This window comes from Peptoniphilus sp. oral taxon 836 str. F0141 (genome assembly GCF_000179335.1).
GTDB lineage: Bacteria > Bacillota > Clostridia > Tissierellales > Peptoniphilaceae > Peptoniphilus_A > Peptoniphilus_A lacrimalis.
This window is the reverse complement of the sequence record NZ_AEAA01000121.1, coordinates 69,795-94,751: the sequence shown is the minus strand read 5'-3', so window position 1 is coordinate 94,751 and position 24,957 is coordinate 69,795. Positions and strand designations below refer to the sequence as shown.

Annotated in this window: 35 protein-coding genes and 2 other annotated features; of the genes, 30 read left to right on the top strand and 5 right to left on the bottom strand. The window is 30.9% G+C overall.

All coding sequences use genetic code 11. From position 1 onward, the window contains the following. The 15 genes from HMPREF9131_RS06825 to rplA all read left to right on the top strand — a co-directional run. Positions 1-242, top strand: a 242-nt coding sequence (locus tag HMPREF9131_RS06825; RefSeq protein ID WP_009346090.1) for an NIL domain-containing protein, incomplete at its 5' end; no start/stop codon positions are given. Then, positions 243-896 (top strand): methionine ABC transporter permease, encoded by a 654-nt coding sequence (locus tag HMPREF9131_RS06820; RefSeq protein ID WP_004824769.1) that lies wholly within the window; start codon positions 243-245, stop codon positions 894-896. A 41-nt stretch (positions 897-937) separates the two neighbouring features. Beyond that, positions 938-1,837, top strand: coding sequence for a MetQ/NlpA family ABC transporter substrate-binding protein (locus tag HMPREF9131_RS06815; RefSeq protein ID WP_009346045.1), 900 nt, complete (start codon positions 938-940; stop codon positions 1,835-1,837). A gap of 149 nt (positions 1,838-1,986) precedes the next feature. Further along, positions 1,987-2,217 (top strand) — a binding site (T-box leader). Positions 2,218-2,355: 138 nt separating this feature from the next. After that, entirely contained in the window at positions 2,356-3,699 is a 1,344-nt protein-coding gene (gene brnQ / locus HMPREF9131_RS06810; RefSeq protein WP_036744522.1) for a branched-chain amino acid transport system II carrier protein, read from the top strand. Between the two features lie 171 nt (positions 3,700-3,870). After that, complete coding sequence (locus HMPREF9131_RS06805) at positions 3,871-4,071, top strand: hypothetical protein (protein ID WP_009346088.1); 201 nt, start codon at positions 3,871-3,873, stop codon at positions 4,069-4,071. Between the two features lie 175 nt (positions 4,072-4,246). Then, a complete protein-coding gene (locus tag HMPREF9131_RS06800) occupies positions 4,247-4,912 on the top strand; it encodes a hypothetical protein (protein ID WP_009346089.1) in 666 nt (221 codons plus the stop codon). A gap of 101 nt (positions 4,913-5,013) precedes the next feature. Further along, positions 5,014-6,555, top strand: coding sequence for an NAD(P)/FAD-dependent oxidoreductase (locus HMPREF9131_RS06795; RefSeq protein WP_009346058.1), 1,542 nt, complete (start codon positions 5,014-5,016; stop codon positions 6,553-6,555). A 1-nt stretch (position 6,556) separates the two neighbouring features. Then, positions 6,557-7,021, top strand: coding sequence for a tRNA (cytidine(34)-2'-O)-methyltransferase (locus HMPREF9131_RS06790; protein ID WP_004824877.1), 465 nt, complete (start codon positions 6,557-6,559; stop codon positions 7,019-7,021). 10 nt (positions 7,022-7,031) lie between these two features. Beyond that, positions 7,032-9,329: an ATP-dependent DNA helicase gene (locus HMPREF9131_RS06785; RefSeq protein ID WP_009346046.1), complete on the top strand. Its 2,298-nt coding sequence runs from the start codon at positions 7,032-7,034 to the stop codon at positions 9,327-9,329. Between the two features lie 209 nt (positions 9,330-9,538). Continuing rightward, positions 9,539-10,570: a hypothetical protein gene (locus tag HMPREF9131_RS06780; protein ID WP_009346094.1), complete on the top strand. Its 1,032-nt coding sequence runs from the start codon at positions 9,539-9,541 to the stop codon at positions 10,568-10,570. A 99-nt stretch (positions 10,571-10,669) separates the two neighbouring features. Next, the gene (gene rpmG, locus HMPREF9131_RS06775) at positions 10,670-10,819 is read left to right on the top strand and encodes a 50S ribosomal protein L33 (RefSeq protein ID WP_004824822.1); all 150 of its coding nucleotides are present in this window, start codon (positions 10,670-10,672) and stop codon (positions 10,817-10,819) included. A 9-nt stretch (positions 10,820-10,828) separates the two neighbouring features. Then, on the top strand, positions 10,829-11,044 hold the full coding sequence (secE, locus tag HMPREF9131_RS06770) for a preprotein translocase subunit SecE (RefSeq protein ID WP_004824828.1): 216 nt from the start codon (positions 10,829-10,831) through the stop codon (positions 11,042-11,044). Between the two features lie 14 nt (positions 11,045-11,058). Further along, positions 11,059-11,598, top strand: a complete 540-nt coding sequence (nusG, locus tag HMPREF9131_RS06765; protein WP_004824778.1) for a transcription termination/antitermination protein NusG — start codon at positions 11,059-11,061, stop codon at positions 11,596-11,598. 42 nt (positions 11,599-11,640) lie between these two features. Then, positions 11,641-12,066, top strand: coding sequence for a 50S ribosomal protein L11 (rplK, locus tag HMPREF9131_RS06760; protein WP_004824869.1), 426 nt, complete (start codon positions 11,641-11,643; stop codon positions 12,064-12,066). A 39-nt stretch (positions 12,067-12,105) separates the two neighbouring features. Further along, positions 12,106-12,807, top strand: coding sequence for a 50S ribosomal protein L1 (gene rplA, locus HMPREF9131_RS06755; protein WP_009346053.1), 702 nt, complete (start codon positions 12,106-12,108; stop codon positions 12,805-12,807). Positions 12,808-12,971: 164 nt separating this feature from the next. Here rplA and bioA read toward each other — a convergent pair whose 3' ends face one another. The 3 genes from bioA to HMPREF9131_RS06740 are packed head-to-tail and all read right to left on the bottom strand — an operon-like array spanning position 12,972 to position 15,432. Further along, positions 12,972-14,171 carry an adenosylmethionine--8-amino-7-oxononanoate transaminase gene (gene bioA / locus HMPREF9131_RS06750; RefSeq protein ID WP_009346076.1) on the bottom strand — a complete coding sequence of 400 codons (1,200 nt, stop codon included), beginning with the start codon at positions 14,169-14,171 and terminating at the stop codon, positions 12,972-12,974. A gap of 9 nt (positions 14,172-14,180) precedes the next feature. Beyond that, positions 14,181-14,867 (bottom strand): dethiobiotin synthase, encoded by a 687-nt coding sequence (gene bioD / locus HMPREF9131_RS06745; RefSeq protein ID WP_009346096.1) that lies wholly within the window; start codon positions 14,865-14,867, stop codon positions 14,181-14,183. Further along, on the bottom strand, positions 14,860-15,432 hold the full coding sequence (locus HMPREF9131_RS06740) for a biotin transporter BioY (protein WP_009346085.1): 573 nt from the start codon (positions 15,430-15,432) through the stop codon (positions 14,860-14,862). The genes bioD and HMPREF9131_RS06740 overlap by 8 nt, the downstream gene beginning before the upstream one ends. A gap of 129 nt (positions 15,433-15,561) precedes the next feature. Further along, positions 15,562-15,689: a sequence feature (ribosomal protein L10 leader region), on the top strand. Positions 15,690-15,697: 8 nt separating this feature from the next. On the opposite strand from HMPREF9131_RS06740, the gene rplJ reads away from it, so the two are divergent. Continuing rightward, positions 15,698-16,231 (top strand): 50S ribosomal protein L10, encoded by a 534-nt coding sequence (gene rplJ, locus HMPREF9131_RS06735; RefSeq protein WP_009346080.1) that lies wholly within the window; start codon positions 15,698-15,700, stop codon positions 16,229-16,231. Positions 16,232-16,262: 31 nt separating this feature from the next. After that, positions 16,263-16,643: a 50S ribosomal protein L7/L12 gene (rplL, locus tag HMPREF9131_RS06730; protein ID WP_004824804.1), complete on the top strand. Its 381-nt coding sequence runs from the start codon at positions 16,263-16,265 to the stop codon at positions 16,641-16,643. Positions 16,644-16,703: 60 nt separating this feature from the next. Here the strand turns inward: rplL and HMPREF9131_RS06725 are convergent, their stop codons facing one another. Together HMPREF9131_RS06725 and HMPREF9131_RS06720 are read right to left on the bottom strand one after the other, a co-directional pair. Then, positions 16,704-17,702 carry an electron transfer flavoprotein subunit alpha/FixB family protein gene (locus tag HMPREF9131_RS06725; protein ID WP_009346037.1) on the bottom strand — a complete coding sequence of 333 codons (999 nt, stop codon included), beginning with the start codon at positions 17,700-17,702 and terminating at the stop codon, positions 16,704-16,706. Beyond that, positions 17,702-18,496, bottom strand: a complete 795-nt coding sequence (locus HMPREF9131_RS06720) for an electron transfer flavoprotein subunit beta/FixA family protein (protein ID WP_009346071.1) — start codon at positions 18,494-18,496, stop codon at positions 17,702-17,704. Before HMPREF9131_RS06720 ends, HMPREF9131_RS06725 begins: the two co-directional genes overlap by 1 nt. A 631-nt stretch (positions 18,497-19,127) precedes the next feature. Between HMPREF9131_RS06720 and rpsJ the strand changes: the two genes are divergently transcribed. The 13 genes from rpsJ to rplX are packed head-to-tail and all read left to right on the top strand — an operon-like array spanning position 19,128 to position 24,947. Next, positions 19,128-19,445, top strand: coding sequence for a 30S ribosomal protein S10 (gene rpsJ, locus HMPREF9131_RS06715; RefSeq protein WP_004824852.1), 318 nt, complete (start codon positions 19,128-19,130; stop codon positions 19,443-19,445). A gap of 53 nt (positions 19,446-19,498) precedes the next feature. Further along, positions 19,499-20,128, top strand: a complete 630-nt coding sequence (rplC, locus tag HMPREF9131_RS06710) for a 50S ribosomal protein L3 (protein ID WP_009346072.1) — start codon at positions 19,499-19,501, stop codon at positions 20,126-20,128. Between the two features lie 11 nt (positions 20,129-20,139). Continuing rightward, positions 20,140-20,763 (top strand): 50S ribosomal protein L4, encoded by a 624-nt coding sequence (rplD, locus tag HMPREF9131_RS06705; RefSeq protein ID WP_009346061.1) that lies wholly within the window; start codon positions 20,140-20,142, stop codon positions 20,761-20,763. Beyond that, the gene (rplW, locus tag HMPREF9131_RS06700; protein WP_004824834.1) at positions 20,763-21,050 is read left to right on the top strand and encodes a 50S ribosomal protein L23; all 288 of its coding nucleotides are present in this window, start codon (positions 20,763-20,765) and stop codon (positions 21,048-21,050) included. The genes rplD and rplW overlap by 1 nt, the downstream gene beginning before the upstream one ends. 12 nt (positions 21,051-21,062) lie before the next feature. Continuing rightward, on the top strand, positions 21,063-21,893 hold the full coding sequence (gene rplB / locus HMPREF9131_RS06695; protein WP_004824799.1) for a 50S ribosomal protein L2: 831 nt from the start codon (positions 21,063-21,065) through the stop codon (positions 21,891-21,893). 11 nt (positions 21,894-21,904) lie between these two features. Continuing rightward, a complete protein-coding gene (gene rpsS / locus HMPREF9131_RS06690; RefSeq protein ID WP_004824833.1) occupies positions 21,905-22,189 on the top strand; it encodes a 30S ribosomal protein S19 in 285 nt (94 codons plus the stop codon). A gap of 13 nt (positions 22,190-22,202) precedes the next feature. Continuing rightward, positions 22,203-22,538, top strand: a complete 336-nt coding sequence (gene rplV, locus HMPREF9131_RS06685; RefSeq protein WP_004824866.1) for a 50S ribosomal protein L22 — start codon at positions 22,203-22,205, stop codon at positions 22,536-22,538. Positions 22,539-22,549: 11 nt separating this feature from the next. Next, positions 22,550-23,332 carry a 30S ribosomal protein S3 gene (gene rpsC, locus HMPREF9131_RS06680; RefSeq protein WP_009346079.1) on the top strand — a complete coding sequence of 261 codons (783 nt, stop codon included), beginning with the start codon at positions 22,550-22,552 and terminating at the stop codon, positions 23,330-23,332. Between the two features lie 20 nt (positions 23,333-23,352). Continuing rightward, the gene (gene rplP, locus HMPREF9131_RS06675; protein ID WP_004824823.1) at positions 23,353-23,781 is read left to right on the top strand and encodes a 50S ribosomal protein L16; all 429 of its coding nucleotides are present in this window, start codon (positions 23,353-23,355) and stop codon (positions 23,779-23,781) included. After that, a complete protein-coding gene (gene rpmC, locus HMPREF9131_RS06670) occupies positions 23,771-23,980 on the top strand; it encodes a 50S ribosomal protein L29 (RefSeq protein WP_019034367.1) in 210 nt (69 codons plus the stop codon). Before rplP ends, rpmC begins: the two co-directional genes overlap by 11 nt. Before the next feature lies 1 nt (position 23,981). Continuing rightward, the gene (gene rpsQ / locus HMPREF9131_RS06665; protein WP_004824763.1) at positions 23,982-24,236 is read left to right on the top strand and encodes a 30S ribosomal protein S17; all 255 of its coding nucleotides are present in this window, start codon (positions 23,982-23,984) and stop codon (positions 24,234-24,236) included. Positions 24,237-24,255: 19 nt separating this feature from the next. Continuing rightward, positions 24,256-24,624, top strand: a complete 369-nt coding sequence (rplN, locus tag HMPREF9131_RS06660; protein WP_004824813.1) for a 50S ribosomal protein L14 — start codon at positions 24,256-24,258, stop codon at positions 24,622-24,624. Between the two features lie 14 nt (positions 24,625-24,638). Beyond that, positions 24,639-24,947: a 50S ribosomal protein L24 gene (gene rplX, locus HMPREF9131_RS06655; RefSeq protein WP_004824811.1), complete on the top strand. Its 309-nt coding sequence runs from the start codon at positions 24,639-24,641 to the stop codon at positions 24,945-24,947. Positions 24,948-24,957 lie beyond the last annotated feature (10 nt).

The following is a 24,957-nucleotide window of genomic DNA, read 5'->3' as shown; positions in this document are numbered from 1 at the left end:
CTGAAGATTTCAAGGGTGATGTTTATAGAATAACTTATGCAAACAATAATTATGACAAACCCATACTTTCAATTTGTATGAAGAAGTTTGATGTTTTTATAAATATTCTTTCAGGAAATATTAACAAATTGAATGTAGATAGCGTAGGATATTTGACAGTTGAGATTCAAGGCTCAAAAGAAGAAAGAAAAAAAGCTCTTGATTTTCTCGTTGAAAACCAAGTCAATGTGGAGGTGCTATAGATGGATAGATTAATTTCAATAATTGGCCCAGCAATTCCTCAAACTTTAATAATGGTTTTTGCTTCAACTTTTATAGCTATAGTTTTGGGTTTACCTCTTGGAGTTATATTAACAATTACGAGAAAAGATGGGCTTTGCCAAAATTTAAAGATTTATTCTGTACTAGATAAAATAATAAATATATTGAGGTCATTTCCTTTTATTATCCTTGTTATTGTGGTATTTCCACTATCTAGGATTTTAGTTGGAAAAGCTTATGGTACAGCAGCAATGATTATACCTCTTTCAATCTCAGCAGCACCTTTTGTTGCAAGACTTATGGAAGGATATTTCAATCAAATTGATAAAGGGATAATTGAAGCGGCAAAATCTGTTGGCTCAACAAATATGCAAATAATAACAAGGGTTTTAATTCCTGAAGCAATGCCAATGATTGTAAATGGAATAACAATGACATTAATTAATGTTGTTGGTTATTCTGCAATGGCTGGAGCAATTGGAGGCGGAGGCCTTGGAGATATAGCTATTAGATATGGCTATCAAATGAGAGATGAAGTAATTTTATGGTCAACAGTAGTTTTAATAATTTTAATTGTACAAATTGTGCAAGTAATAGGTAATAGAATAGAAAAGAAAATTGATAGAAGATTTTAATTTAAAATTAAAATAAATAAAAAATTTTAGGAGGAAAGAAAATGAAGAATTTAAAAATTTTAGGAGTAGCAGTATTGTCACTAACACTTTTATTATCAGCTTGTGGCAAAAATGATGCAAAAACAGAAGAAAAAGCAAATGGGGCAAATGCAACAAACCAAGCTGAACAAACAGCTGATGGTCAAAAGAAAGATTTAGTGCCAATTTCTGAAGACAACAAGATTGTTATTGGAGTTTCAGCAACACCACATGGAGAAATAGTTGATGCTTTACAAGATAAGTTCAAAGAAGCTGGACTAGATGTAAAAACTGTAGTATTTGATGATTATATTCAACCAAACTTACAATTATCATCAGGTGATATTAACGCAAATTATTTCCAACACGAACCTTATTTAGATGAATTTGTAAAGGATAGAAAAATTGATAATATAACAACATTAGGATTTGTTCACTTAGAACCAATGGCTTTATATTCAGCAAAATATAAGTCAATAAGTGAAATACCAGATGGTTCTGATATAATACTTCCTAACGACCCAACAAATGGAGCAAGAGCATTAATATTACTTGAAGATGCAGGACTAATTAAAATTAAAGACAGGACAAATTTAAACACAACTGAAAAAGATATTACAGAAAATCCACATAATTTTAAGTTTACAGCCGTTGAAGCTCCAAGTGTTGCTCAAGTTTATAACGATGCAGGAGCAGGGGTTATTAATTCTAATTTTGCCCTAACAGCAGGATTAAAACCAACAAGTGATTCACTTTTCCTTGAATCAAAAGATTCACCCTATGCTAACTTAGTAGCTATCAGAAAAGAAGATACAAATAAAGAAAAATTCAAAAAATTTATAGAAATCTTACAATCAGAAGATGCTAAGAAATTTATTGATGAAAAGTATCAAGGTGCTATTATCCAAGTTAAAAACAAGTAAAATAATTTTTGCTAATCAGAAAATACTAAAATATTATGGGACAGTCCTTAAGGACTGTCCCAATTTTTTTTTATAAAAAATTTAAAAAAAATTATTGACAAAGTTAATTTATTTTAGTACTATCTAATAAATCAAATTTAACTTTTATGATAAAAATTAAGAAAAAAAGAGTAGTTTTATGAAAGATTTTAGAGAGTAGGCGTTTGGTGAAAGCCTATATCGGAAGTAAGATGAAAATCATTTTTCTATATTGCAAGTCTGAAATTATAGTAAGATTTGTCGCTTTGGTAGGCGTTACAAAAACCCGGCATTGATAGATGCTTGAGAGCTTATTTTTATATAAGAATAAAAGGTGGTAACGCGGAATTTTCGTCCTTTGTCTAATTAAAGACAAAGGACTTTTTTTATTTTGGAAAAGTAGTTTCCTAAAATCCACTTGAATCAAGCTAAGTGATAGGGTGGGTTCATATTTATCAAAATTAAATTTGAAAAATAAAAAAAGAGGAGATAATTTCATTATGAAAAAATTAACAAGAAGTCAATTTGTACAAGTAAGTATAATGTTATTTGGACTATTTTTTGGGGCTGGAAACTTAATATTTCCGCCACTTTTGGGAAATCAGGCAGGTAGTGCTACTTTTCTTGCACTTTTATCTTTTTCAATAACGGCAGTAGTATTTCCTGTTATAGGAGCAATAGTTGTTGGTAAGACTGATGGTCTTTCTAATTTAGCACAAAGAGTTGGTCCAAAATTTTCTTTAGTTTTTACAACTGCAATATATCTTTCAATAGGACCTGGACTTGGAATACCAAGAGCAGGAAGTGTACCTTTTGAAATGGCAATAGCTCCTTTATTGCCACAAAGTTTTAATATGAATTTAGCAAGATTAGTATATACTTTTGTTTTCTTTGCTGTAGCTTTATGGGTATGCTTAAAACCCAATAAACTTGTAAAAAGAGTTGGAAAATATTTAACTCCAGCATTACTTTTAATGATACTTTTTATGTTTGTCAGATTAATGTTTTTAGATAAAAATGTTGCAGCTCCAGTTGGAGATTATGGGAAATCACCTGTTCTTAAAGGATTTTTATCAGGTTATGACACAATGGATGCCGTTGCTGCACTAAATTTTGGTTTTGTTATAGCTTTAGCAATAAGAAGATTTGGTGTTACTGATAAAAAAGAAGTTACAAAATATACAATAAAAGCAGGAGTTTTTGCAGGTTTGGTATTATTTGCAGTTTACGCAATGCTTTCATCCATAGGAATGAATTCATCAGTATTATTAGCAGGTGCAGAAAATGGTGCTGAAATCTTAACGAAAACTTGCCAATATGCCTTTGGTAATTTTGGATTTTTCCTTCTTGCAGCAATATTTACCCTAGCTTGTTTAACAACTTGTGTTGGCTTAATATCAAGTGGTGGAGAATATTTTGCTACATTATTTAAAGAAAAATTATCATACAGGACTTGGGTCTATATATGGACTTTCTTTTCTTTCGTGGTAGCAAACTTTGGTTTAAATAATCTTCTAGCTTTTTCTGTACCAGTTTTAACTTTGATATATCCAGTAGCTTTAGTATTAATAGTTATGGGAGCTAGTCATGATTTTGTAAGATATGGAAAATTCTCCTATCTAACTGCTGCATTCTTTTCAGTAGGCCTACCTTTTGTACAAATGTTGAGAACGACTTTTTCAGTTTCTCTACCAGTCTTAACTGAATTAGAAAATAATCTACCCTTTGCAGAATCAGGGCTTTCTTGGTTAGTGCCAACTTTTGTAGGAGTATTGGTAGTATCATTATTAGAAAAAGTTTTTCTTGCTAATAAAACATACGGACAAGTTAAAGAAAGAGCATAAAATATTATGGTGGTATTTAGAATTTGTTCTCAGATACCACTTTTTTATATTTTATTTTTATTATTAATTCAATCAATCATTCTTATAATGCTATATGAAATTTTTTATTAACATATTGGTTTTAAAACTTGAGTGTGATATAATTATTGTAAATTTAGGAGGTTACATAAAATGTATAAGAAATCCTTAGTTTCTATTTTTATTATATTCTTATTAGTAGCAGGTTTTTATTTTAATAATTATCATGATAAGAAAGTTACAAAAACCCAATATGAAAAGATTACAGGTCAAGATATTACAAAAGATGGTCAAGTTGAGATCATTGGTGGAGCCGATGGACCTACGAGTATATATGTTAAAAATTCTAAATAATAGATATAAAAAAATAATTAATGCTGGTATTTTACTGGCATTTTTTAGTTTGATAGAATATTGAAAAATAAAACTTTTTATAAAAAATAAACAAGAAGGGTGGACACCATTGTAAACTTTAATTTAGCAAATTAAAAGTTTGTCATTTATATTTTAAGTAACAGGAGGTAATAAAATGTTAAAAGCAAAAAGAATATTATTAATAATTTTTATAATTTTTTTAGCTATATTAACATCAAATTATTTTTCTAGAAGAGAAAAAGATGATAACAATTTTTATAGACAATTGGAAAACGATGCTAATTTTCTACATTCTGAGATTATAAAAATTGATGAAGGTTTATATTTTATAGTAGATAACCGTCAAATCACCAATGGAAGAGTAAGAAAAGAAATGGGTCTTTCTAACGAAACAAATATCATTCCTAAGTCAAATGGAAAAATTGTTTATGGTTACTTATATTGTGATAAGCCAGTACAAACTCCTACAGATTTTTCATGTACTGTGAGAGGTAGGGCATATGTTAAGGCTATTTTCGAATATGGAACTTTTAGATTTTTGGATTGCACTGAAGTTTCATGGTCTGCACTGGGTTCAAATGTATTTAATGTAGACAATGGTGAAGGAGCTTTTCATATTGATAATTACGGAAAATACTTAGTGATTGAAGGGGCATTTAATGTGTCAACAGATGTTCCTAAAGAAATTGGGACTGGAGGAGATTTAGCTGGTTGGGAAATTGATTTTTCAACAGGAAAAACTATTCATTTAAGAAAATGGGTAAGAGTTAGACATGAATTTAATGGAGATAATATAGGTCGTTTATATTTTGTAAAATAAAATATATATTATAAGCTGTTGATTTAATATCGGCAGCATTTTTTAATTATTTAAAACTTTAAAAATTTTTATATATGAATTACAATATTACTGGTGATAATTTGATTATATTGAGAAATATCAAGCTTCCTTTTGATGCTTCAAAAGAAGATTTGTTTAAGAAAGTAAAAAATTTAATAAAAAAAGATGATTTTTCTTATTCTATCTATAAGAGGTCTTTGGATGCAAGAGATGGAATTTTTTATGTTTATCAAGTTCTTGTGGATACAGATGTGAGTCCGCAAATTTTTAATAAACTTAAAAATAATATTAGCTATTATAATGAAGAAAAATTAATTTTAAATAATAAAAATAAGGTCAAGTCTGCTCTTGTTGTGGGGGCTGGTCCTGCAGGTTTATTTTGCGCCTATACTCTTTTAAAGGCGGGTGTAGGGGTAAAAATTATTGAGCGTGGGGATGATATTGATACAAGAATGGAAAAAATAAAAAATTTAATGGAAAACTCTATTCTTGATGAAAATTCCAATATTTCTTTTGGAGAGGGTGGAGCTGGAACTTATTCTGATGGAAAGTTGACTTCTCGTTCTAAGGATAAGAGGTCAAGAAAAATATTTGAAATTTTAGTTGACCATGGTGCTCCATCAGATATTTTATATGATGCTATGCCCCATATTGGTACTGATGTTTTAAGAAATGTCATAAAAAATATTAGAAAATCTATACTTAAAATGGGTGGAGAATTTTATTTCAGAACTAAATTTATTGACTTGAAATTTGAGGATGGAAAAGTTAAGTCTTTAATTACAGATAAGGGAGAATTTGAAGCTTGCCAATATATTTTAGCCTTGGGGAATTCTTCTCGTGATACTTTTAGTTTTTTAAATAAGTATATATCTCTTGAAGCTAAGCCTTTTGCCCTTGGTTTTAGGATAGAGCATTTGCAAAGTGATATTAATTTTTCCCAATATAAAATTAAAAATGAAAGTTTACCTCAAGCCTCTTACGCTTTAACTTATTCAAAAAAAGAAAATCCGCACAGTGCCTACACTTTTTGTATGTGCCCTGGTGGTTATGTTGTGCCATCGGCATCAGAAAAAAATAGGCTCTGTGTTAATGGAATGAGTGAGCACAAAAGAAATGGTATAAATGCAAATTCTGCCCTAGTTTGCACTGTGTCGCCTGATTTTTATGGCAATTCACCTCTTGGGGGCATTGATTTTCAAAGAAAGATTGAAGAAAGGGCTTTTATTTTAGGTGGAGGCAAATATTTTGCACCAGTTCAAAAAGTTTGTGATTTTTTAGCCGACAAAGAAAGCACAAGTCTAGGTAAAATTATACCTACCTATAAACCTGGATATAAATTAACAAGTTTAAATGATATTTATTCGCCTTCTATTAATAAGGTTCTAAAAGAAGCGATTTTATCTATGGATAAAAAATTACATGGTTTTGCAAATAATGATGCAATTTTAACAGGTGTTGAAACGAGAACCTCATCACCTGTAAGGATTTTAAGAAAAGATTACCACACATTAGAATATAATAATTTAAGACCTATTGGTGAAGGTGCAGGCTTTGCTGGTGGCATAGTTTCATCTGCTCTTGATGGTCTTAAATGTGCAATAGAAATTTTGGAGGGTTAATATGTTAAATATCTGTTTTTATGAACCGGAAATTCCTTTTAATACAGGAGCAATAGCAAGAACTTGTGGATTAACAAACACAAGGCTTCATCTGATAAAGCCGCTTGGTTTTGAAATTGATGATAAGCATGTAAAAAGAGCAGGGCTTGATTATTGGCATCTAGTTGATATTAGTATTTATGATTCCTATGATGATTTATTGAAAAGATTTCCTAATTCAAGATTTTACCTTGCCACTACAAAAGCTAGTAAGCTTTATACTGATGTTAAATATAATGATGAAGATGTCATTGTTTTCGGACCGGAAACTAGGGGCTTGCCTGAAGATTTAATTTTTTCTAATTACGATGATGCTATTAAGATTCCTATGTTGAAAAATTATGGTAGGAGTTTAAATCTTTCAAATTCTGCTAACATAATTTTATTTGAAGCTTTAAGGCAAAATAATTTTTTTGATTTAATTTAATCAGATTTTTATGAAAGAACTTAGAATTTCTGTCAGAAATTTAATTGAGTTTGTCAAAAGGTCTGGGGATATTGATAGGGGATTTTATTCAAACTCTAGAGCAATGGCAGGTATCTATGCTCATCAAAAACTACAAGCATTATATTCTTCTTCATACAAAAAAGAAGTTTTTCTTTCTACAAGCATTAGTATTTCTGATTTTAATTTGACTGTGGAAGGAAGGGCTGATGGAATTGGTTATGATGAGAAAACTTGCCTATATGTAATTGATGAAATAAAATCTACGAGTCGTGATTTAGATGAGCTTGACTATGATTCTAATATTTTGCATTGGGCACAGGCAAAAACTTATGCCTATATATATGCTAAAAATAAGAATTTAGATAGGATAAATGTAAGGTTGAGCTATTTTCATCTTCCAACTTCTCAAATAAAAAAAATTGACCATGAATTTTCTTTTGAAGAATTATCAGATTTTTTTAATGAGCTTATAGTTAGCTACTTAGAATTTTCAAAAAGACTGACAGAATGGAAAGAAATAAGAAATGAATCTATAAAAACTTGCAGATTTCCATTTAAAAATTATAGGGCAGGTCAAAGAGAGATGGCTGTAGCTGTTTATAATACTATAAGTAAAACAAATAAACTATTTGTTCAAGCACCTACTGGTATTGGCAAATCTATGTCAGTTATTTTTCCATCAATCAAGGCAATAGGAGAGGATAAGTTAGATAAAATTTTTTATCTTGTTTCACGTTCTACAGGAAAGATTACTGCTCAAGATTCTTTGTTCAAATTGATGGATAGGGGTTTAAGAATAAAATATCTAACATTAACTGCCAAAGAAAAAATTTGCATTAATGATGAAGTCAAGTGCAATCCAAAAGACTGCCCCTTTGCTAAGGGACATTTTGACAGGGTTAATGATGCCATTATAGATATTTTTGATTCTGTAGATGAATTTAAAAGGTCTAATATAGAAAAATATTCAAGACTACATCTTGTTTGTCCCTTTGAATTTCAACTTGATTTAGCTAATTTTTCCGATTTTATTATTGGTGATTACAATTATGCCTTTGATCCAATAGTTTATTTGAAAAGATTTTTTGAAGGTTCCTTGGAGTCATATGTATTTTTAGTTGATGAGGCTCATAACCTTGTTGATAGGGCTAGAGAAATGTATTCGGCTGAATTTAATTTAAATGATTTAATGCTTTTAGATGAATATTTGCCAAAGTCTTTAAAGATTAATAGGGCTAATAATTTGAAGGCGATAAGTGAATTTAATCTTTTAGCAAAGACTAGATTTTTTTCTTATAAAGCCTTTGCAAATTTAAATGAAGCCTTGGAAAAACTTATGTATTCCTTAAATGATTACCTTATAAAATATAAGGAAGATGAGCATTATGATGAAATTTTAAATATTTATTTTAATCTTTTCTCTTATAATAAAATTTATCAGTATTATAACAAAGACTTTGTTTCACTTAAGGAAGAAAACACAATAAAAATTTTGTGCCTTGACAGCGGAGATATTTTTAAAGATATTTTAAAAAATGCAAGGGCGAGTGTATTTTTTTCTGCAACATTGGAGCCTTTAAAATATTATGGAAATCTTTTAGGTGCAGATGAAAACACCTATTATTATAAAATTAAATCACCCTTCGATACCAATAAACTTTTGGTTTTAAGAGATAAAAAAATTTTAACCACATATAAGTATAGAAAAAATTTTGTTGCTGATATAGTGAGGCTATTAAAATTATTCACAGAAAAAAAGGGAAATTACATTTTCTTCTTCCCATCTTATGCCTATATGAAGATGGTTTATGAAGAGTATAAAAAAATTGACGAGAAAGTAATAATTCAAAGTAGACAAATGACCGAAACAGATAGGTCAGAATTTCTTTTAAAATTTAAATTTCAAGAGGATTTGCGAGCTTTTGCAGTAATGGGAGGAGCCTTTAGTGAGGGCATAGATTTACTTGGTAAAAGACTTATAGGAGTTGCCATTATTAGTGTAGGCATACCTCAAATATCTTTTGAAAGAAATATATTAAAAAATCATTTCCAAAAAAAGCTGAAAAAGGGTTACGATTATGCCTATATCTATCCCGGTATGGTAAAGGTGAATCAGTCGGGTGGAAGAGTTATAAGAAGTGAAGATGATAAGGGAGTAGTTCTACTGATAGATAAGAGATTTTCCATAGAGCCATACTCAAAATTGCTTCCCAGCCATTGGATAGTTGAAGATTTTTATAGTGATAAAGATATTAAAAAAAGATTAGGTGAATTTTGGGAAGAATAATACATCAAATTCATTCGTTTTAAATTTTCTATATAATTTTTACCAGTAATATTTAATATAGTTCATTATTAAATTATATATAAGGGATATAAAAACATTCTTATTATACAGAAATAAGATAAAAAAGGATAAGTTAAGCTTTTTATCTTATTTCTGTAATTTATTAAAAAATTTGCCTGCAAAAATAGTATAATAAATTTGGAGGCAATATGTTTTTCTTTACTTATAAAAATGAAATCTTAAAGGCAAGCTCTATTATAGAAATAAAACCTCTAGAGTTTTTACTTTATGTTGATGATAAAAATTTAATATTAAATTCAAACCAATTATCAATTGCTGACTACAAAAGTCTGCTAAGTTTTTGTAGTGATTTTGATGAAGATCAAATCACTATGGAAGACTACTCTTATTTAGATTTTTGTAATTGTAAAATTGATAAATTAAGTTTTATGGAACTTTTAAATATTTATAGGGCAATTTATAAAAATTCTTCCACAAAAGCTGAAAGTTTTAGACAAAAGTTGGTGGAATCTCTTAAAAATCTAGTTTATAATTACACAAATAAGGGCTTAAAAACTGATTTAAAAAGCTTTAAAGAAATAGTAAGAAGAGCTTTAGAAACGGATATTTTATGTGAGGATTATGGTATTGAACCCATACTTAAGGAATATATACTATTTTTAAAAATAAAAGCCTATGAGTCAATGAATCTTTATGAACTTTTATCTGAAAGAGATAGATTTTATGATGTAATGTTTGGCAAGACTGATATTAAAGATTTGGGATTTCCTGAAGTTGATTACGATACTTTAATTGACAGAGTCATGCCAGCTTTAAAAATTTTGATCCATTTAAAAGAAGATATTTATTTATTGGAACTTTTTAATATTTATAGAGATTATGAATTACAAAATCCTTTCATAATAAATAAAGAACAGTACAACAAAAGAAGAAGGGGAGATTTTAGCTTTTCAGAAAACGCATTGTTATTTTTTAATTATGAATATTTTGAAAATTTAGGCATAAGTACAAATTTTTTTGTTGATGATATTAATGAGCTTTATCCATGGCAATTTTCATATATAAGTGACTACTTGTATTCTTTGGTTGAAAAGGTGATAAATAAAGTCAAGGAAGAAGATGCTTTTACCTATAAATTAAAGACAGTAGAAAGAAATCATGGCAATTCTCCTTTTATTAAATTTTTTCTTGATTATGTGAAAGGGATTATAAAAATTTAAAAAAATCTTTACAAATAGCCGATTTTATGGTAGATTATATTAGTAAAAATTTAAGGAGCCTGAAGGCGGCTCTTTTTTTTGACATCAGGAGGTGTTTTAATGGCCGATAGAGTAGTTCTTGAATGTCCAGATTGTAAAAATAGAAATTATGTGACATACAAAAACAAAAAAAATACTACACAAAGATTGGAATTGAAAAAATATTGCAAGTTTTGTAAGAAGCATACTCTTCACAAGGAAACTAAGTAAGGAGGATTTATGGCAACTAATAAAGTAGCAAAGACTGACGAAAAAAAAGGTGGTCTTGGTAAATATTTTAGAGGTGTGAAATCTGAATTCAAAAAAGTTGTATGGCCTTCCAAGAAACAAATAGTACAATATTCTTTAATAGTTATAGGAGTTTCAATCGCATGTGCACTTTTACTTTCACTATATGACAGGTTTATAGTATTTTTACTAAAACCAATATATTGATAGAGGGTAATACAGTGGATGAAAAAGATATAACAAAGGACGCAGCTAAGTGGTATGTAATCCATACTTATTCAGGTTATGAAAATAAAGTGAAGGATACTATGGAAGCCATGGTTGCTAATAGGAAAATGGAAGATTTAATTCTTGATATTAGAGTTCCTATGGAAAACTACGTTGAAACAAAAGACGGACTTTCTAAGGCTAAAGAGAGAAAAATGTTTCCTTCCTATGTACTGGTTAAGATGATAATGAATGATGAAACTTGGTATCTCGTTAGAAATACAAGGGGAGTTACTGGATTTGTAGGTCCGGCATCTAAACCTGTTCCTTTATCTGAAGAAGAAGTATTATTACTTGGTGTTACTGATAACAAAGAATTGTTTGGTAACTATGAAATAGGTGAAACTGTAAGAGTAATCAGTGGTCCTTTCAATGAACTTGTAGGAATTATTGATTCCTTCAATTATGAAAAGGGCAAGGTCAAGGTAAGTATTTCTATGTTTGGTAGAGATACTTTGGTAGAATTGGATTTCAATCAAATTATAAAAGCTTAATTTAGTGGGAGGGTAAACCCGAAAGACCACAAGGAGGATATAATGGCAAAAAAAGTCATAGCATTAGTAAAATTACAAATTCCTGCAGGAAAAGCAACACCTGCACCACCAGTAGGTACAGCACTTGGACCTCACGGTGTTAATATTATGCAATTTACAAAAGAGTTTAACGCAAAAACAGCTGATCAAGCTGGGATGATTATTCCTGTTGTACTAACTGTATATCAAGATAGATCATTTACATTTATTACAAAAACTCCACCAGCACCTGTTCTAATTAAAAAAGCTTTAGGACTTAAGAGTGCAAGTGGAGAACCAAACAAGAAAAAGGTTGGTAAACTTAAAAAAGCTCAAGTTGAAGAAATTGCAAAAACAAAAATGCCAGATCTTAATGCAGCATCATTAGAAGCAGCAATGTCAATGATTAAAGGTACTGCAAGAAGTATGGGTATTGAAGTAGAAGATTAGTGGGAGACTTTGGTCGTAAGTACCACAAGGAGGTTAATAATGCCAAAAAGAGGAAAAAAATATTTAGAAGCTTTAAAGTTAATTGATAAAGAAAAGCTTTATGATGTAGATGAAGCACTAAGCCTAGTGTTAAAAACAGCTTCAGCTAAATTTGATGAAACTGTTGAATTAGCTATGAGACTTGGTGTAGACCCAAGACACGCTGACCAACAAGTTAGAGGTACTGTTGTACTTCCAAACGGAACTGGAAAGTCCGTAAAAGTTTTAGTTCTCGCTAAGGGTGATAAAGTTAAAGAAGCTCTAGAAGCCGGTGCTGATTACGCTGGTGGCGATGAATATGTTGAAAAAATTAAAAATGAAAATTGGTTTGATTTTGATGTAGTTATTGCAACTCCAGATATGATGGGGGTTGTTGGTAAAATTGGTAGAATCCTAGGACCTAAGGGATTAATGCCAAATCCAAAATCAGGTACAGTAACTTTTGAATTAGCAAATGCTATAAAAGATACAAAAGCTGGTAAAGTTGAATATAGAGTAGACAAAGCAGCAATAATTAATGTACCAATCGGTAAGGTTTCTTTTGGTCAAGAAAAGTTAGCTGAAAACTTTAAAACAATTTCTGAAGCAGTAATAAAAGCTAAACCAGCTTCTGCAAAAGGTAAATATTTAAAATCAGTTACAGTTTCTACAACAATGGGACCTGGCATCAGATTAAACGGTGAAAAATTAATGGCTAGATAAAACACCTATAAACCACAGATTTATTTCTGTGGTTTTTTTTACATATAATTAGGTAAATGAAATTGTAAGTAAAGCTTTATTAAAAATACCAATAATTTTAAAGGGGTATTAATATTAATAATTAATAAAAAATCAGCTAGTAAAAACTAGCTGATAATTTTCTGTCATTTTTCAAACCATTCTTTCATAGTTTTAAGTATTTTTTTAAGTTCATCGTCTTTAATGATCATGGGTGGCATTGAGTATAAGCAGTTTAAAAATGGTCTTGCAAAAACTCCTTTTTTGTATGCGAAGTCTTGGTAACCATCAAGAGTTTTTGCGTCTTTAACTTCAATACAAACCACATCTCCCATAATTCTTACTTCCTTTATCCTATCATCACAAACGCCTTTCATCTCTTCTTTTGCAACTTCTTCTAAGTGTTTTACCTTTTCCATGTACTTATCTCTTTCAAATATTTCTATTGCTTTTAATGCTACACAACAGGCTAGAGGATTAGCCATAAAAGTTGGTCCATGCATTAGGGCATGGCTAGGGTCATCATCATAAAATCCATAATAAATTTTTTTATTTGCTACAGTTACAGCGTGACCCATGTATCCAGCGGTTAATGCCTTACCAAGAACTAAAATATCGGGAAGGACAAGCTCTGATACAAACCTATTGCCAGTTTTACCAAATCCTGTGGCAACTTCATCAAATATCAAAACTACATCATATTGGTCGCATAGTTCTCTTGCTCTTTTTAAGAATGATATATCATACATTTTCATTCCGCCGGCACCTTGTAATAGAGGTTCAACAATAAAAGAGTTTAACTTTTCACCATATTTTTTAAAAGCTTCTTCAAGTGCTGGTATTTGTGTATCAACATGGACTACATAAGGGCTTTTACCATAAGCCTTTAAGATAAAGTGATAATCTTCATCGTCACCTACTTCCATGGTTTTAAATGTATCTCCATGGTATGAGTTAGTAAGGGACATAACCATTATTTTTTCTGTGCGTCCTTGATTTATATAATATTGTAAAGCCATTTTTAAAGCTACTTCTACTGCAACAGAACCTGAGTCTGAGAAGAATGGATAATCCAAGTCGCCTGGAAGATATTCTTTTAATTTATTTGAAAGTTTTTCTACTGGTTCATGGGTTAGACCACCAAGCATGATATGGGAAAATTTATCTACTTGATCTTTAATAGCTTGATTAAGCTCTTTGTTCTTATAACCAAACATAACTGACCACCAAGATGAAACAGAGTCAATTAATTTTGTATCTTGTGTATATAAGTAGACTCCTTTAGCATCAATAACTTTGATTGGTTTTTTCATTGTTTTCATTTGTTCATAGGGATACCAAATCATAGCGACCTCCTATTCGTAAATTTTTTCAAAATCTTCTTTTTTAATATCTATATCTTTATCATCTTTTTTTACACAGGCAAGAACATTAAGACCTGTTAAATATTTACACATTTTAATATTATCTTCTTGCATTATATCTTCAGGAATATAGTTATTAAAAATTATTCCCTTTAATTTTAACCCATTATTTTTCATATAATAATGAGTAAGAACTACATTATTAATAGTTCCAAGTCCTGCATCTGCAACTAAAATACAAGATAAATTGCATTTTTTTATAAAATCTACTAATGAAAATTTATATTCATGGTCAAAACGAAGGGGGCATAAAATTCCACCTGATCCTTCAACGGTTACAAAGTCACTTTTTTCTTTAACTTCATTAAATCTTTCAACGGCTACATCTAAGTCTACAGGATTACCTTCAATTTTTGCAGCAAGATGGGGTGAAACTGCATTTTCATACACATAATGACACATTTCATTTAATGGTTGGTCAATTCCAGAAATATCTTTTACGAATTTAGCATCACCCGGTATTAAATTAGCCTTTTCATCTCTAAGGTTACCACTCATAGCTGCCTTGTAATAAGAAGATTTAAAACCATAGTCCTTTAATTTTTTCACAATTAATCCACTAACATAAGTTTTGCCAATATCTGTTCCAGTTCCGGTTATAAATATACTTTTACTCATATTGCCTCCTATAGTTAAAATTTTTACTCAAAATTGGAATAAGCCTCTTTGCCAATAAGCCACCAATAAGGCAAAGGAAAATATCTCCAGGCACAGCCAATATAAAACAGTATAAAATTAAAGTCCAAACACCAATGGGATTATTCAAATAATAATTACTTATAAAGTAATAATAAATCATTCCAAATGAATAAACTACAATTAAACCTGAAAAATTTGCAAATAAAAGTCTTTTTATACTAGGGTTATTATCTTTATGGGATAAATATCCTGTCAAATATGCACCAAAAGCAAATCCTAATATGTAACCGAAGCTAGGTTTAAAAATATAAAAAATTCCTCCACCTTCAGTAAAAATTGGAAGTCCAATCAGCCCTAAGATTATATATACAAGGACTGATAAAAAACCTAGACTAGGTCCTAATAGTAAACCGGCAAGCATGGTGAACAATAATTGCAATGTAAAGGGTACAACAGGAATAGGTATTTTTATAAATGCACCTATAGCAATTAGCGCCACAAATAGCGAGCATAAAACTAAATCTCTAACATTCTTATTTTTCATAAATTCCTCCTAACAAAAATTAAGATAACATTTTAAAAAAATAATGTCAACATAAAAATTTTATAGGATAACAAATAAATATGAATTAAAATTTATTTTGGTGTTGACAAATAAAAATAAAAAGTATATAATACTACAAGTTAACGACCGCAGACAGTAGGTGAGTATTCTTAATTTCCTACCGAGGTTTGAAATTTCAAGGATAATATTTTGATTTTCAAGTCTCACAAGCGGTGTGAGATTTTTTATTTATGGAGGTGAGAAGGTGAAAGAAGAAAAATTACAAGCTAAACAAGCCGTAGTTTCTGAAATCAAAGAAAAAATTGATAAAGCACAATCTATAGTTCTTCTAAATTACAGGGGACTTAATGTTGAAGAAGTAACTGAGCTTAGAAATAAATACAGAGAAGCTCAAGTTGAATATAAAGTATATAAGAATACTATGATGAAACGTGCTTTTAATGAACTTGGTTATGAAGAACTTGATGAATTTCTTAAAGGACCTTCAGCCATAGCATTGGGTATGGCAGATCCTGCAAGTGCAGCTAAAATTTCATCTGATTTTGCAAAAGATCATGAAGCACTTGAAATTAAAACAGGTATCGTTGATGGAAAAGTTTTATCATTAGCTGAAGTAGATGCATTAGCTAAATTACCATCTAAGGAAGTGTTGATTGCCCAAGTTTTAGGTGGATTAAATGCACCAATACAAGGATTGGCAAATGTTTTAAACGGAACAATCAGATCACTTGCAATAGTATTAAACGCTATAGCAGAAAAACAAGGAGATGCAGCTTAAGGCTTGCATAAAAATTAGGAGGAAAATTAAAATGTCAGAAAAAACTCAAAAACTTATTGAAGAAATTAAAGAACTTACAGTATTAGAATTATCAGAAGTAGTTAAAGCATTAGAAGAAGAATTTGGCGTTTCTGCAGCAGCACCAGTTGCAGCAGCAGCACCAGTTGCAGGTGGAGCAGCTCCAGCAGCAGCTGAAGAAAAAACTGAATTTGATGTAGTAATTACAGAAGCTGGACAAGAAAAAGTTAAAGTAATTAAAGTTGTTAAAGATATTACTGGACTTGGACTTAAAGATGCAAAAGCTCTAGTAGACGGAGCACCAAAGCCAGTTAAAGAAGGCGTTTCTCAAGACGAAGCTAACGACATCAAAGCAAAACTTGAAGAAGCTGGAGCAACTGTAGAAGTTAAGTAATTTAATTTTTTGCATACAAAAAGGACCATTTGAGGTCCTTTTTTTCTTGCTTTAAATTAATCATAAGTCAAGCAATTTTTCTTTATTTATTTTTTCAGTTAATTTTGGAAGAATATCAAATAAATCTGCAACTATTCCATAGTGAGCGATTTGAAATATTGGTGCATTGGGGTCACTATTTATTGCTATAATAAGTTTTGACTTTTTAATACCATTTATATGTTGAATAGCTCCAGAAATACCTACTGCAATATAAATATCAGGACTTACTTTTTTTCCTGTTACTCCCACTTGAAAATCGCTTGAGCAAATTCCAAGATCACAAATAGGTTTTGATGCTCCAACACTAGCACCTAATGCATCGGCAAATTCTTCTATTAAGTGCCAATTTTTAGATTCTACAAGACCCATTCCACCAGAAACTATTATTTTAGCATTTTCAAAAATCAATTCAGATTCTTTAACTTGACTTGGTATTTTTGATAGAATTTCTGTTAAGATGTCTGCATCTGTCAGTTCAACTTTTTCTTCTATAATTTCGCCCTTATTCTCATTGTCATATTTTGCAGGAGAAAAGGCACCATGTCCAATTGTTGCAAACATAGGCTTTGTTGTAACTCTTATATCAGAAAATAATTTTCCATCAAAAGTGGGCCTTATAAATTTAATATCTTCTCCATCTAACTTTAGGTCGCTGCATTCAGCTACAAGACCTAAATTTTTCTTAGCACATAATCTTCCTGCAAGATCACGTCCATTTACAGAAGCTGGGAATATTACCAAGTATGGATTATATTTATCAATTATTTCGTTGAAAACTTTTGTGTATGGAAGGGTTGTGTAATCCTTTAAAAGTTTATGATTACAGTTTAAGACTAAATCAGCTCCGTAAGCTATTGATTTTTTACAAATTTCTTCTTCATTGTAACCACTGACAACTGCTACTAATTTCTTGTTTAGAGTTTTGGCAATTGCTTTAGCCTTATTCATCATTTCCTTACTAAGTTCAGTAAGGTCATTTTCAGCATTTTCAATAACAACCCAAATATTATTACTCATCAGTTTAAAACCCCCTTATCTTTAAGAATAGAAATAAGTTCATCTACTTGTTGATTGATATCTCCTTCTATCTTTCTTCCAACTTCTTCTTTTTTGGGAGGGAAAACTTCTTTTACAATTGTGTGTGAACCAGCTTGACCGATTCTTTCATTATCAAGTTCAATATTTTGAGCATTTAATACTTTTATCTCAGCATTTTTTGCAATATCTTCTCTGCCTCTTGAAAATTTAGAAGGTCTTGAAACGGAGTCTTTTAACGCTGTCACCAGTAGTGGTGCTTTTGATTTAACAACTTCTTCACCATTTTTTGTTAGACGTGTTGCTTTAAAATAACCATCTTCATAAGAAAGTTCTTTAACAAAAGAGAACAGATTAAAAGATAAATGTTCAGAAAGTTCAGGACCAATTTGACCAGTATCACCATCAAGAGTTTTATCACCTGTTAGGACTAAATCAAAGTTTCCTAAAGATTTGATTGCTTGGGATAAAGTGTAAGAAGTAGCCAATGTGTCAGAACCTCTAAATTCCAGACCCATTATAAGAAAACCTCTGTCTGCTCCCATTTGTATTGTTTCTCTGATAGCATCTTCTGCTTGTGGGGGACCCATACTAATAACTGTTATGTTAACATCTTCTTGTGCCTTATCTTTAATATCAAGTGCAAATTTTAAAGCACATAAGTCAGAAGGATTTATTATCATCTTTAAGCCCTCTCTTATTAAGTTATTAGTAATAGGGTCTATTTTAGCTTTCCCGATATCAGGAACAACTTTTATACATACTAATAAATTCATATTAACACCTCATTACAATTATACCTTAGATTAAAAGAAAATATCATAGAATTTTACTTTATTTAAATTTTTAAAAAAATTTTTGTAATTACTTGTATACACTATGAATGGAAGTGGAATCAAAATTTATAAGTTCACAAAAGAAGATTTATAAACAAAATACGAAAGATATTACTATAGATATTAGTTTATTTAAGAGTTTTCAAAAGGAACACTAAATCATTGCAATATTTTATTATTTATTTTTCATATATTAAAAAATATTATAATTTATTAAAAAATATTATAATTTTTTTATAGAGCATTTTAAATTTAAATAGACATGATATAAAAAATATTTTTTAATCTATCACAAGAAAAATATCATTAGAAAAATTTTCAAAAAAACTTTTAAAAAAATTAAAAAAATTGCAAAAAAGTCTTTACAATAAGGGATTTATCCTATATAATAGTTAGGCGTTAAAAATGCTGCGATGAAATCATAAGTTGCTTGCTTTTTAATGAAAAGATGAGCGAGGTAATTATGATGGAGAAGTCGGACATTGATTCCGGCGGGGATATTTTCAAATTGCAGCCGTTTAAACACTAGGCTGCGTGTATCAATCCCCTCGCATTTTGCAAGGAGGTAAATATGTCAAATAAAGGCAAACAAAAAATTAGAATTAAGCTTAAAGCTTATGACCATGAATTACTTGACAATTCAGCAACAAGAATTGCAGAGGCTGCTAAGCAAACAGGTGCTAGCGTTTCTGGACCAATTCCTCTTCCAACAGAAAGAGAAGTTGTTACAATTCTAAGAGCTGTTCATAAGTACAAGGATTCTAGAGAACAATTTGAGCAAAGAACTCACAAACGTCTAATTGATATCGTTAATCCTACACAAAAAACTGTAGACTCATTAATGAAACTCAACTTGCCTGCAGGCGTTGATATAGAAATTAAACTATAAAACTTTGCTTTATATGACTAGTTTTAGTCCGCTATAAAAAATAGGAGGTAATCATGAAATATTTAATTGGTCGTAAAATTGGTATGACACAAATTTTTGACGAAAAAGGAATAGTTACCCCTGTCAGTGTTATTGAAGTTGAACCTAATATAGTTACTCAAAAGAAAACTTCTGAAAATGATGGATACAGTGCTATTCAAATTTCAGCAGGAGCTGTTAAGGAAAATAAGGTTAATAAACCTACTAAAGGACACTTTGATAAGGCAGGAGTTAGCTACAAAAAATATCTATCTGAATTTTTAACAGACGATGTTGATTCCTATAATCTTGGAGATGAAATTAAGGTAGATATCTTTGAAGTTGGAGAACATGTTGATGTAATTGGAACTTCAAAAGGTAAGGGAACTGCTGGTATTATTAAGCGTCATGGATTTGGACGTGGTAGAGAAACTCACGGTTCTAAATTCCACAGAATGCCTGGTGGTATGGGTGCAGCTTCATATCCTGGCAAGGTATTTAAGAATCACAGAATGGCAGGAAAGATGGGTAACGAAAGAGTTACTGTACAAAATCTTGAAATTGTAAGAATAGATGCTTCTAAAAACTTGATTTTGGTTAAGGGTGCAATTCCTGGAAACAAAAAATCTAAAGTTTTTGTTAAAGAAACAGTTAAGAAGGCGTAAGGGGGATTAACATGGCTAAGATTCAAATGATTAATATAGAAGGAAATCCCGTTTCAGAAATTGAAGTTAATGATAACATCTTTAATTGTGATGTTAATGAACACGTTGTTTATTTAGTAGTTAAAAATATTTTAGCTAATAGAAGACAAGGAACTCACTCAGCAAAGACTCGTTCAGAAGTTCGTGGAGGCGGAAGAAAGCCTTGGAGACAAAAAGGAACTGGTCGTGCTAGACAAGGTTCTATAAGGTCACCACAATTTAGAGGTGGTGGTGTTGTATTTGCTAAGAAGCCAAGAGATTACTCTTACACCACTCCTAAGAAAGTTAGAAGACTTGCTCTTAAGTCTGTTTTAACTTCTAAATTACAAGATTCTGAAATTATTGTTTTAGATAAACTTGAATTAAATGAAATTAAAACTAAAACTGTTGTTAATATTTTAAAAGATATAAAGGCAGATAAAAAAGCCCTTATTGTTATAAATGATAAGAATGAAAATATTATTAGATCATCTAGAAACATTGAAGGTGTAAAGACTGAATTTGTTAAGAATATTAATGTTTATGATTTATTAAAATATAATTCACTTGTTATTACTAAGGATGCTTTAGACACCCTTGAGGAGGTGTTTATCTAATGAATAAATATGATATTATTAGAAAACCCATAGTTACAGAAAAGTCTATGGAAGATATGGAAAATAAGAAATATACATTTGAAGTTGATAAAAACGCAACTAAGATTGAAATAAAAGCTGCTGTTGAAGAAATTTTTAATGTAAAAGTTAAAAAAATCAACACAATGAATATGCAAGGAAAACTTAAAAGACAAGGAGCTCATATGGGAAGACGTCCTTCTTGGAAGAAGGCAATTGTTAAATTAACTGATGATTCCGAACCAATTGAGTTTTTTGAATCAATTTAAGGGAGGTAAATAATGGCAATTAAAGGATATAAACCAACGACTCCTTCACGTAGAAAAATGACAGTTTCAACTTTTGAAGAGTTAACAAATAAGAAGCCTGAAAAGTCATTAACTATTTCTTTGAAAAAATCCACTGGTCGTAATTCATACGGAAGAATTACTTCTAGACATAGAGGTGGAGGAGTAAAAAGAAAATATAGAATAATAGATTTTAAAAGAGATAAGGATAATATACCTGCAAGAGTTGCAGCTATTGAATATGACCCATATAGGTCAGCTTATATAGCTCTTCTACATTATGCAGATGGTGCTAAGAGATATATCATCCAACCAAACGGACTTAAGGTTGGAGATGTTGTTGAAAGTGGTCCTAATGCCGATATTAAAGTAGGTAATGCATTAAGACTTCAAGACATTCCAGTTGGTACTACTGTTCATAATATTGAACTTACTCCTGGAAAAGGTGGACAAATGGCAAGATCTGCTGGAACTGAAGCTCAATTAATGGCTAAGGAAGGCAAATATGCTCAATTAAGATTACCATCTAGTGAATTTAGATTAGTAAGTTTAAATTGCAAGGCTACTATCGGTCAAGTAGGAAATATTTCTCACGAATTAGTTACTCTTGGTAAGGCGGGTCGTAAGAGATATTTAGGAAAAAGACCTCATGTTAGAGGTTCTGCTATGAACCCTGTAGACCATCCACATGGTGGTGGTGAAGGTAGAGCACCAGTAGGTAGACCATCACCAATGACTCCTTGGGGTAAGAAAGCACTTGGTCTTAAGACTAGAAAGAAAAAGAATAAGACCGATATGTATATTGTAAGAAGAAGAACTAAGTAAGGAGGGTTTAAATGAGTAGATCATTAAAAAAAGGACCATTTGCAGATGAACATTTATTAAAGAAAATAGATGAATTAAATAAGAATAACGATAAGAAAGTAATTAAAACTTGGTCACGTCGCTCAACAATCTTTCCTGAATTTGTTTCTCATACAATAGCAGTTCATGATGGAAGAAAGCATGTGCCAGTATATATAACAGAAGATATGGTTGGTCATAAATTAGGTGAATTTGTTCCTACAAGAACATTTAAAGGTCACACTGCTAAAAGCGAAAAGACCACAACTATGAAATAAGAGGGGGTAAATAATGGAAGCAAAAGCAATTGCTAAATACGTTAGAATTTCACCTCTTAAGGTGAATTATATATGCGACGAAATTCGTGGCAAACAAGTTGATGAAGCCCTTTCTATTTTAAAGTTCACTAATAAAAAAGGTGCTTATGAGCTATACAAGGTACTACATTCTGCTGTAGCAAACGCTGAAAACAACTTGAATTTAGATAGAAGCTTACTTTATGTAAAGAAGGCTTATGCCAATGATGGTCCAACAATGAAGAGATTTCATCCAAAGGCTAAAGGAATGGCTTATCCAATATTAAAAAGATCAAGTCATATTGGCGTTGTAGTAGCTGAAAAAGAGTAAGGAGGTAGTCAATGGGACAAAAAGTTAATCCACACGGTCTTCGTGTAGGCGTAATTAAGAATTGGGATTCCAAATGGTATGCCAATAAGAAAAACTTTTCTGAACTTTTAGTAGAAGATAACGAAATTCGTAAATATATAAAGAAAAAATTATATGCAGCAGGAATTTCTAAGATTGAAATAGAAAGAGCTGCAAATAGAGTAAAAGTTTCTATTTATACTGCAAAACCTGGCGTTGTTATTGGCCGTGGTGGAGCTGGTGTTGAAGAATTAAGAAAAGAAGTTGAAAAATTAACAGGAAAATCTATTGTATTAAATGTTGAAGAAGTTAAAAATCCTGATGTTGATGCTCAATTAGTTAGTGAATCAATAGCTGAAGCGCTTGAAAGACGTGTATCTTTTAGACGTGCTATGAAACAAGCTATTCAAAGAACTATGAGAGCTGGCGCTTTAGGTATTAAAACTGCTGTAGCTGGACGTTTAGGTGGTGCAGATATGGCTAGAACTGAAGGATATTCTGAAGGTACTATTCCTCTTCAAACTCTAAGAGCTGATATTGATTACGGATTTAGCGAAGCTGATACAACTTACGGAAAACTTGGTGTTAAAGTTTGGTTATACAAAGGTGAAATTCTTCCTGAATTTAAAGAAGAAAGAAGAAGACCAAGAGATAACAGAGATAAAGACAAAGACAACAAAAAGCGTAAAAGACGTAACAATAACAAAGACGGAAAAAGAAATTTCAAAAGAAATAACAATAGAGATAAAAATAAAGAATCAAATAAGAAATCCTAGATTAGAGAGGAGGAAAATTTATGTTAATGCCTAAAAGAGTGAAATATCGTAGAGTTCATAGAGGCAGAATGAAAGGTAAGGCTCAAAGAGGTAACACCCTAGCCTATGGAGAATACGGTATTAAAGCATTAGAACCAGCATGGATAACTTCAAATCAAATAGAAGCAGCACGTCGTGCTATGACAAGATATATTCGTAGAGGTGGAAATATTTGGATTAAAATTTTCCCCGATAAGCCAGTATCTGAAAAACCTGCTGAAACACGTATGGGTTCAGGTAAAGGTGCTCCTGAATACTGGGTAGCAGTTGTTAAACCTGGTAGAGTACTATTTGAAATGAGTGGCGTAAGTGAAGAAGTTGCTAGAGAAGCTATGAGACTTGCATCTATGAAGCTGCCAATCAAAACTAAGTTTGTTAAGAAAGAGGATGGTGACTCAAATGAAGGTTAAGGAAATTCGCAACATGTCAAGTGAAGAGCTTATAAAGAAGGCTGACGATTTAAAGGGCGAACTTTTCAACTTAAGATTTAGACTTGCAACTGGTCAACTTGACAATCCACAAAGTATTAAAATGGTAAAAAAAGACATTGCAAGAATTAAAACTATCATTAGAGAAAGACAACTCCAAGAAGGAAAGGAGATAATCTAAGATGGAAAGAAACATGAGAAAAACTATAGTTGGTTCTGTAGTTTCCGATAAAATGGATAAAACCATTGTAGTGGCTGTTGAGTCATTTAAAACTCACCCCATTTACAAGAAAAGATATAAAAACACGAAAAAATACAAGGCTCATGATGAAAACAATGAATGCGGAATTGGTGACAAAGTAAGAATTATGGAAACAAGACCGTTAAGTAAAGATAAAAGATTCAGACTTGTAAAAATTATAGAAAAAGCAAAGTAATAACTGAAAGGAGATAGGCATGATTCAACAAGAAACAAGACTTCGTGTTGCAGATAATTCAGGTGCAAGAGAACTTTCCGTTATTAAGGTACTTGGCGGAACTAATAGAAGAATTGCAAATATTGGTGATATAGTTGTTTGTTCCGTAAAGACTGCTACACCAGGAGGAGTCGTAAAGAAAGGCTCTGTAGTAAAAGCTGTAGTTGTTAGAACTTCTAAGGGAATTAGCCGTAAAGATGGAAGTTACATCAGTTTTGATGATAATGCTGCAGTAGTTATAAAAGATGACAGAAGCCCAGTTGGAACTCGTATTTTTGGACCTGTAACTAGAGAATTAAGAAGAGGTAACTTCATGAAGATTATCTCTTTGGCACCAGAAGTGCTTTAATAGGAGGTACATTTATGAGAATTAAAACCAATGATATGGTAAAAGTTATTGCTGGTAAGGATAAGGGCAAGGTTGGAAAAGTTCTTAAAACTTTCCCTAAAAAAGATAGAGTTTTAGTTGAAAATGTAAATATGGTAACTAAACACACTAAACCACAAGGCCCTACAAAACCAGGTGGAATTGAAAAGAAAGCAAATCCTATTCACGTTTCTAACGTTATGTATTATGATCAAAAGAGTGGTAAAGGAACTAAATTAGGATATAGATTTGAAAATGGTAAGAAAGTCAGATTTAAAAAATCAGACAACGAAACTATTAAGTAGGAGGTAGAAA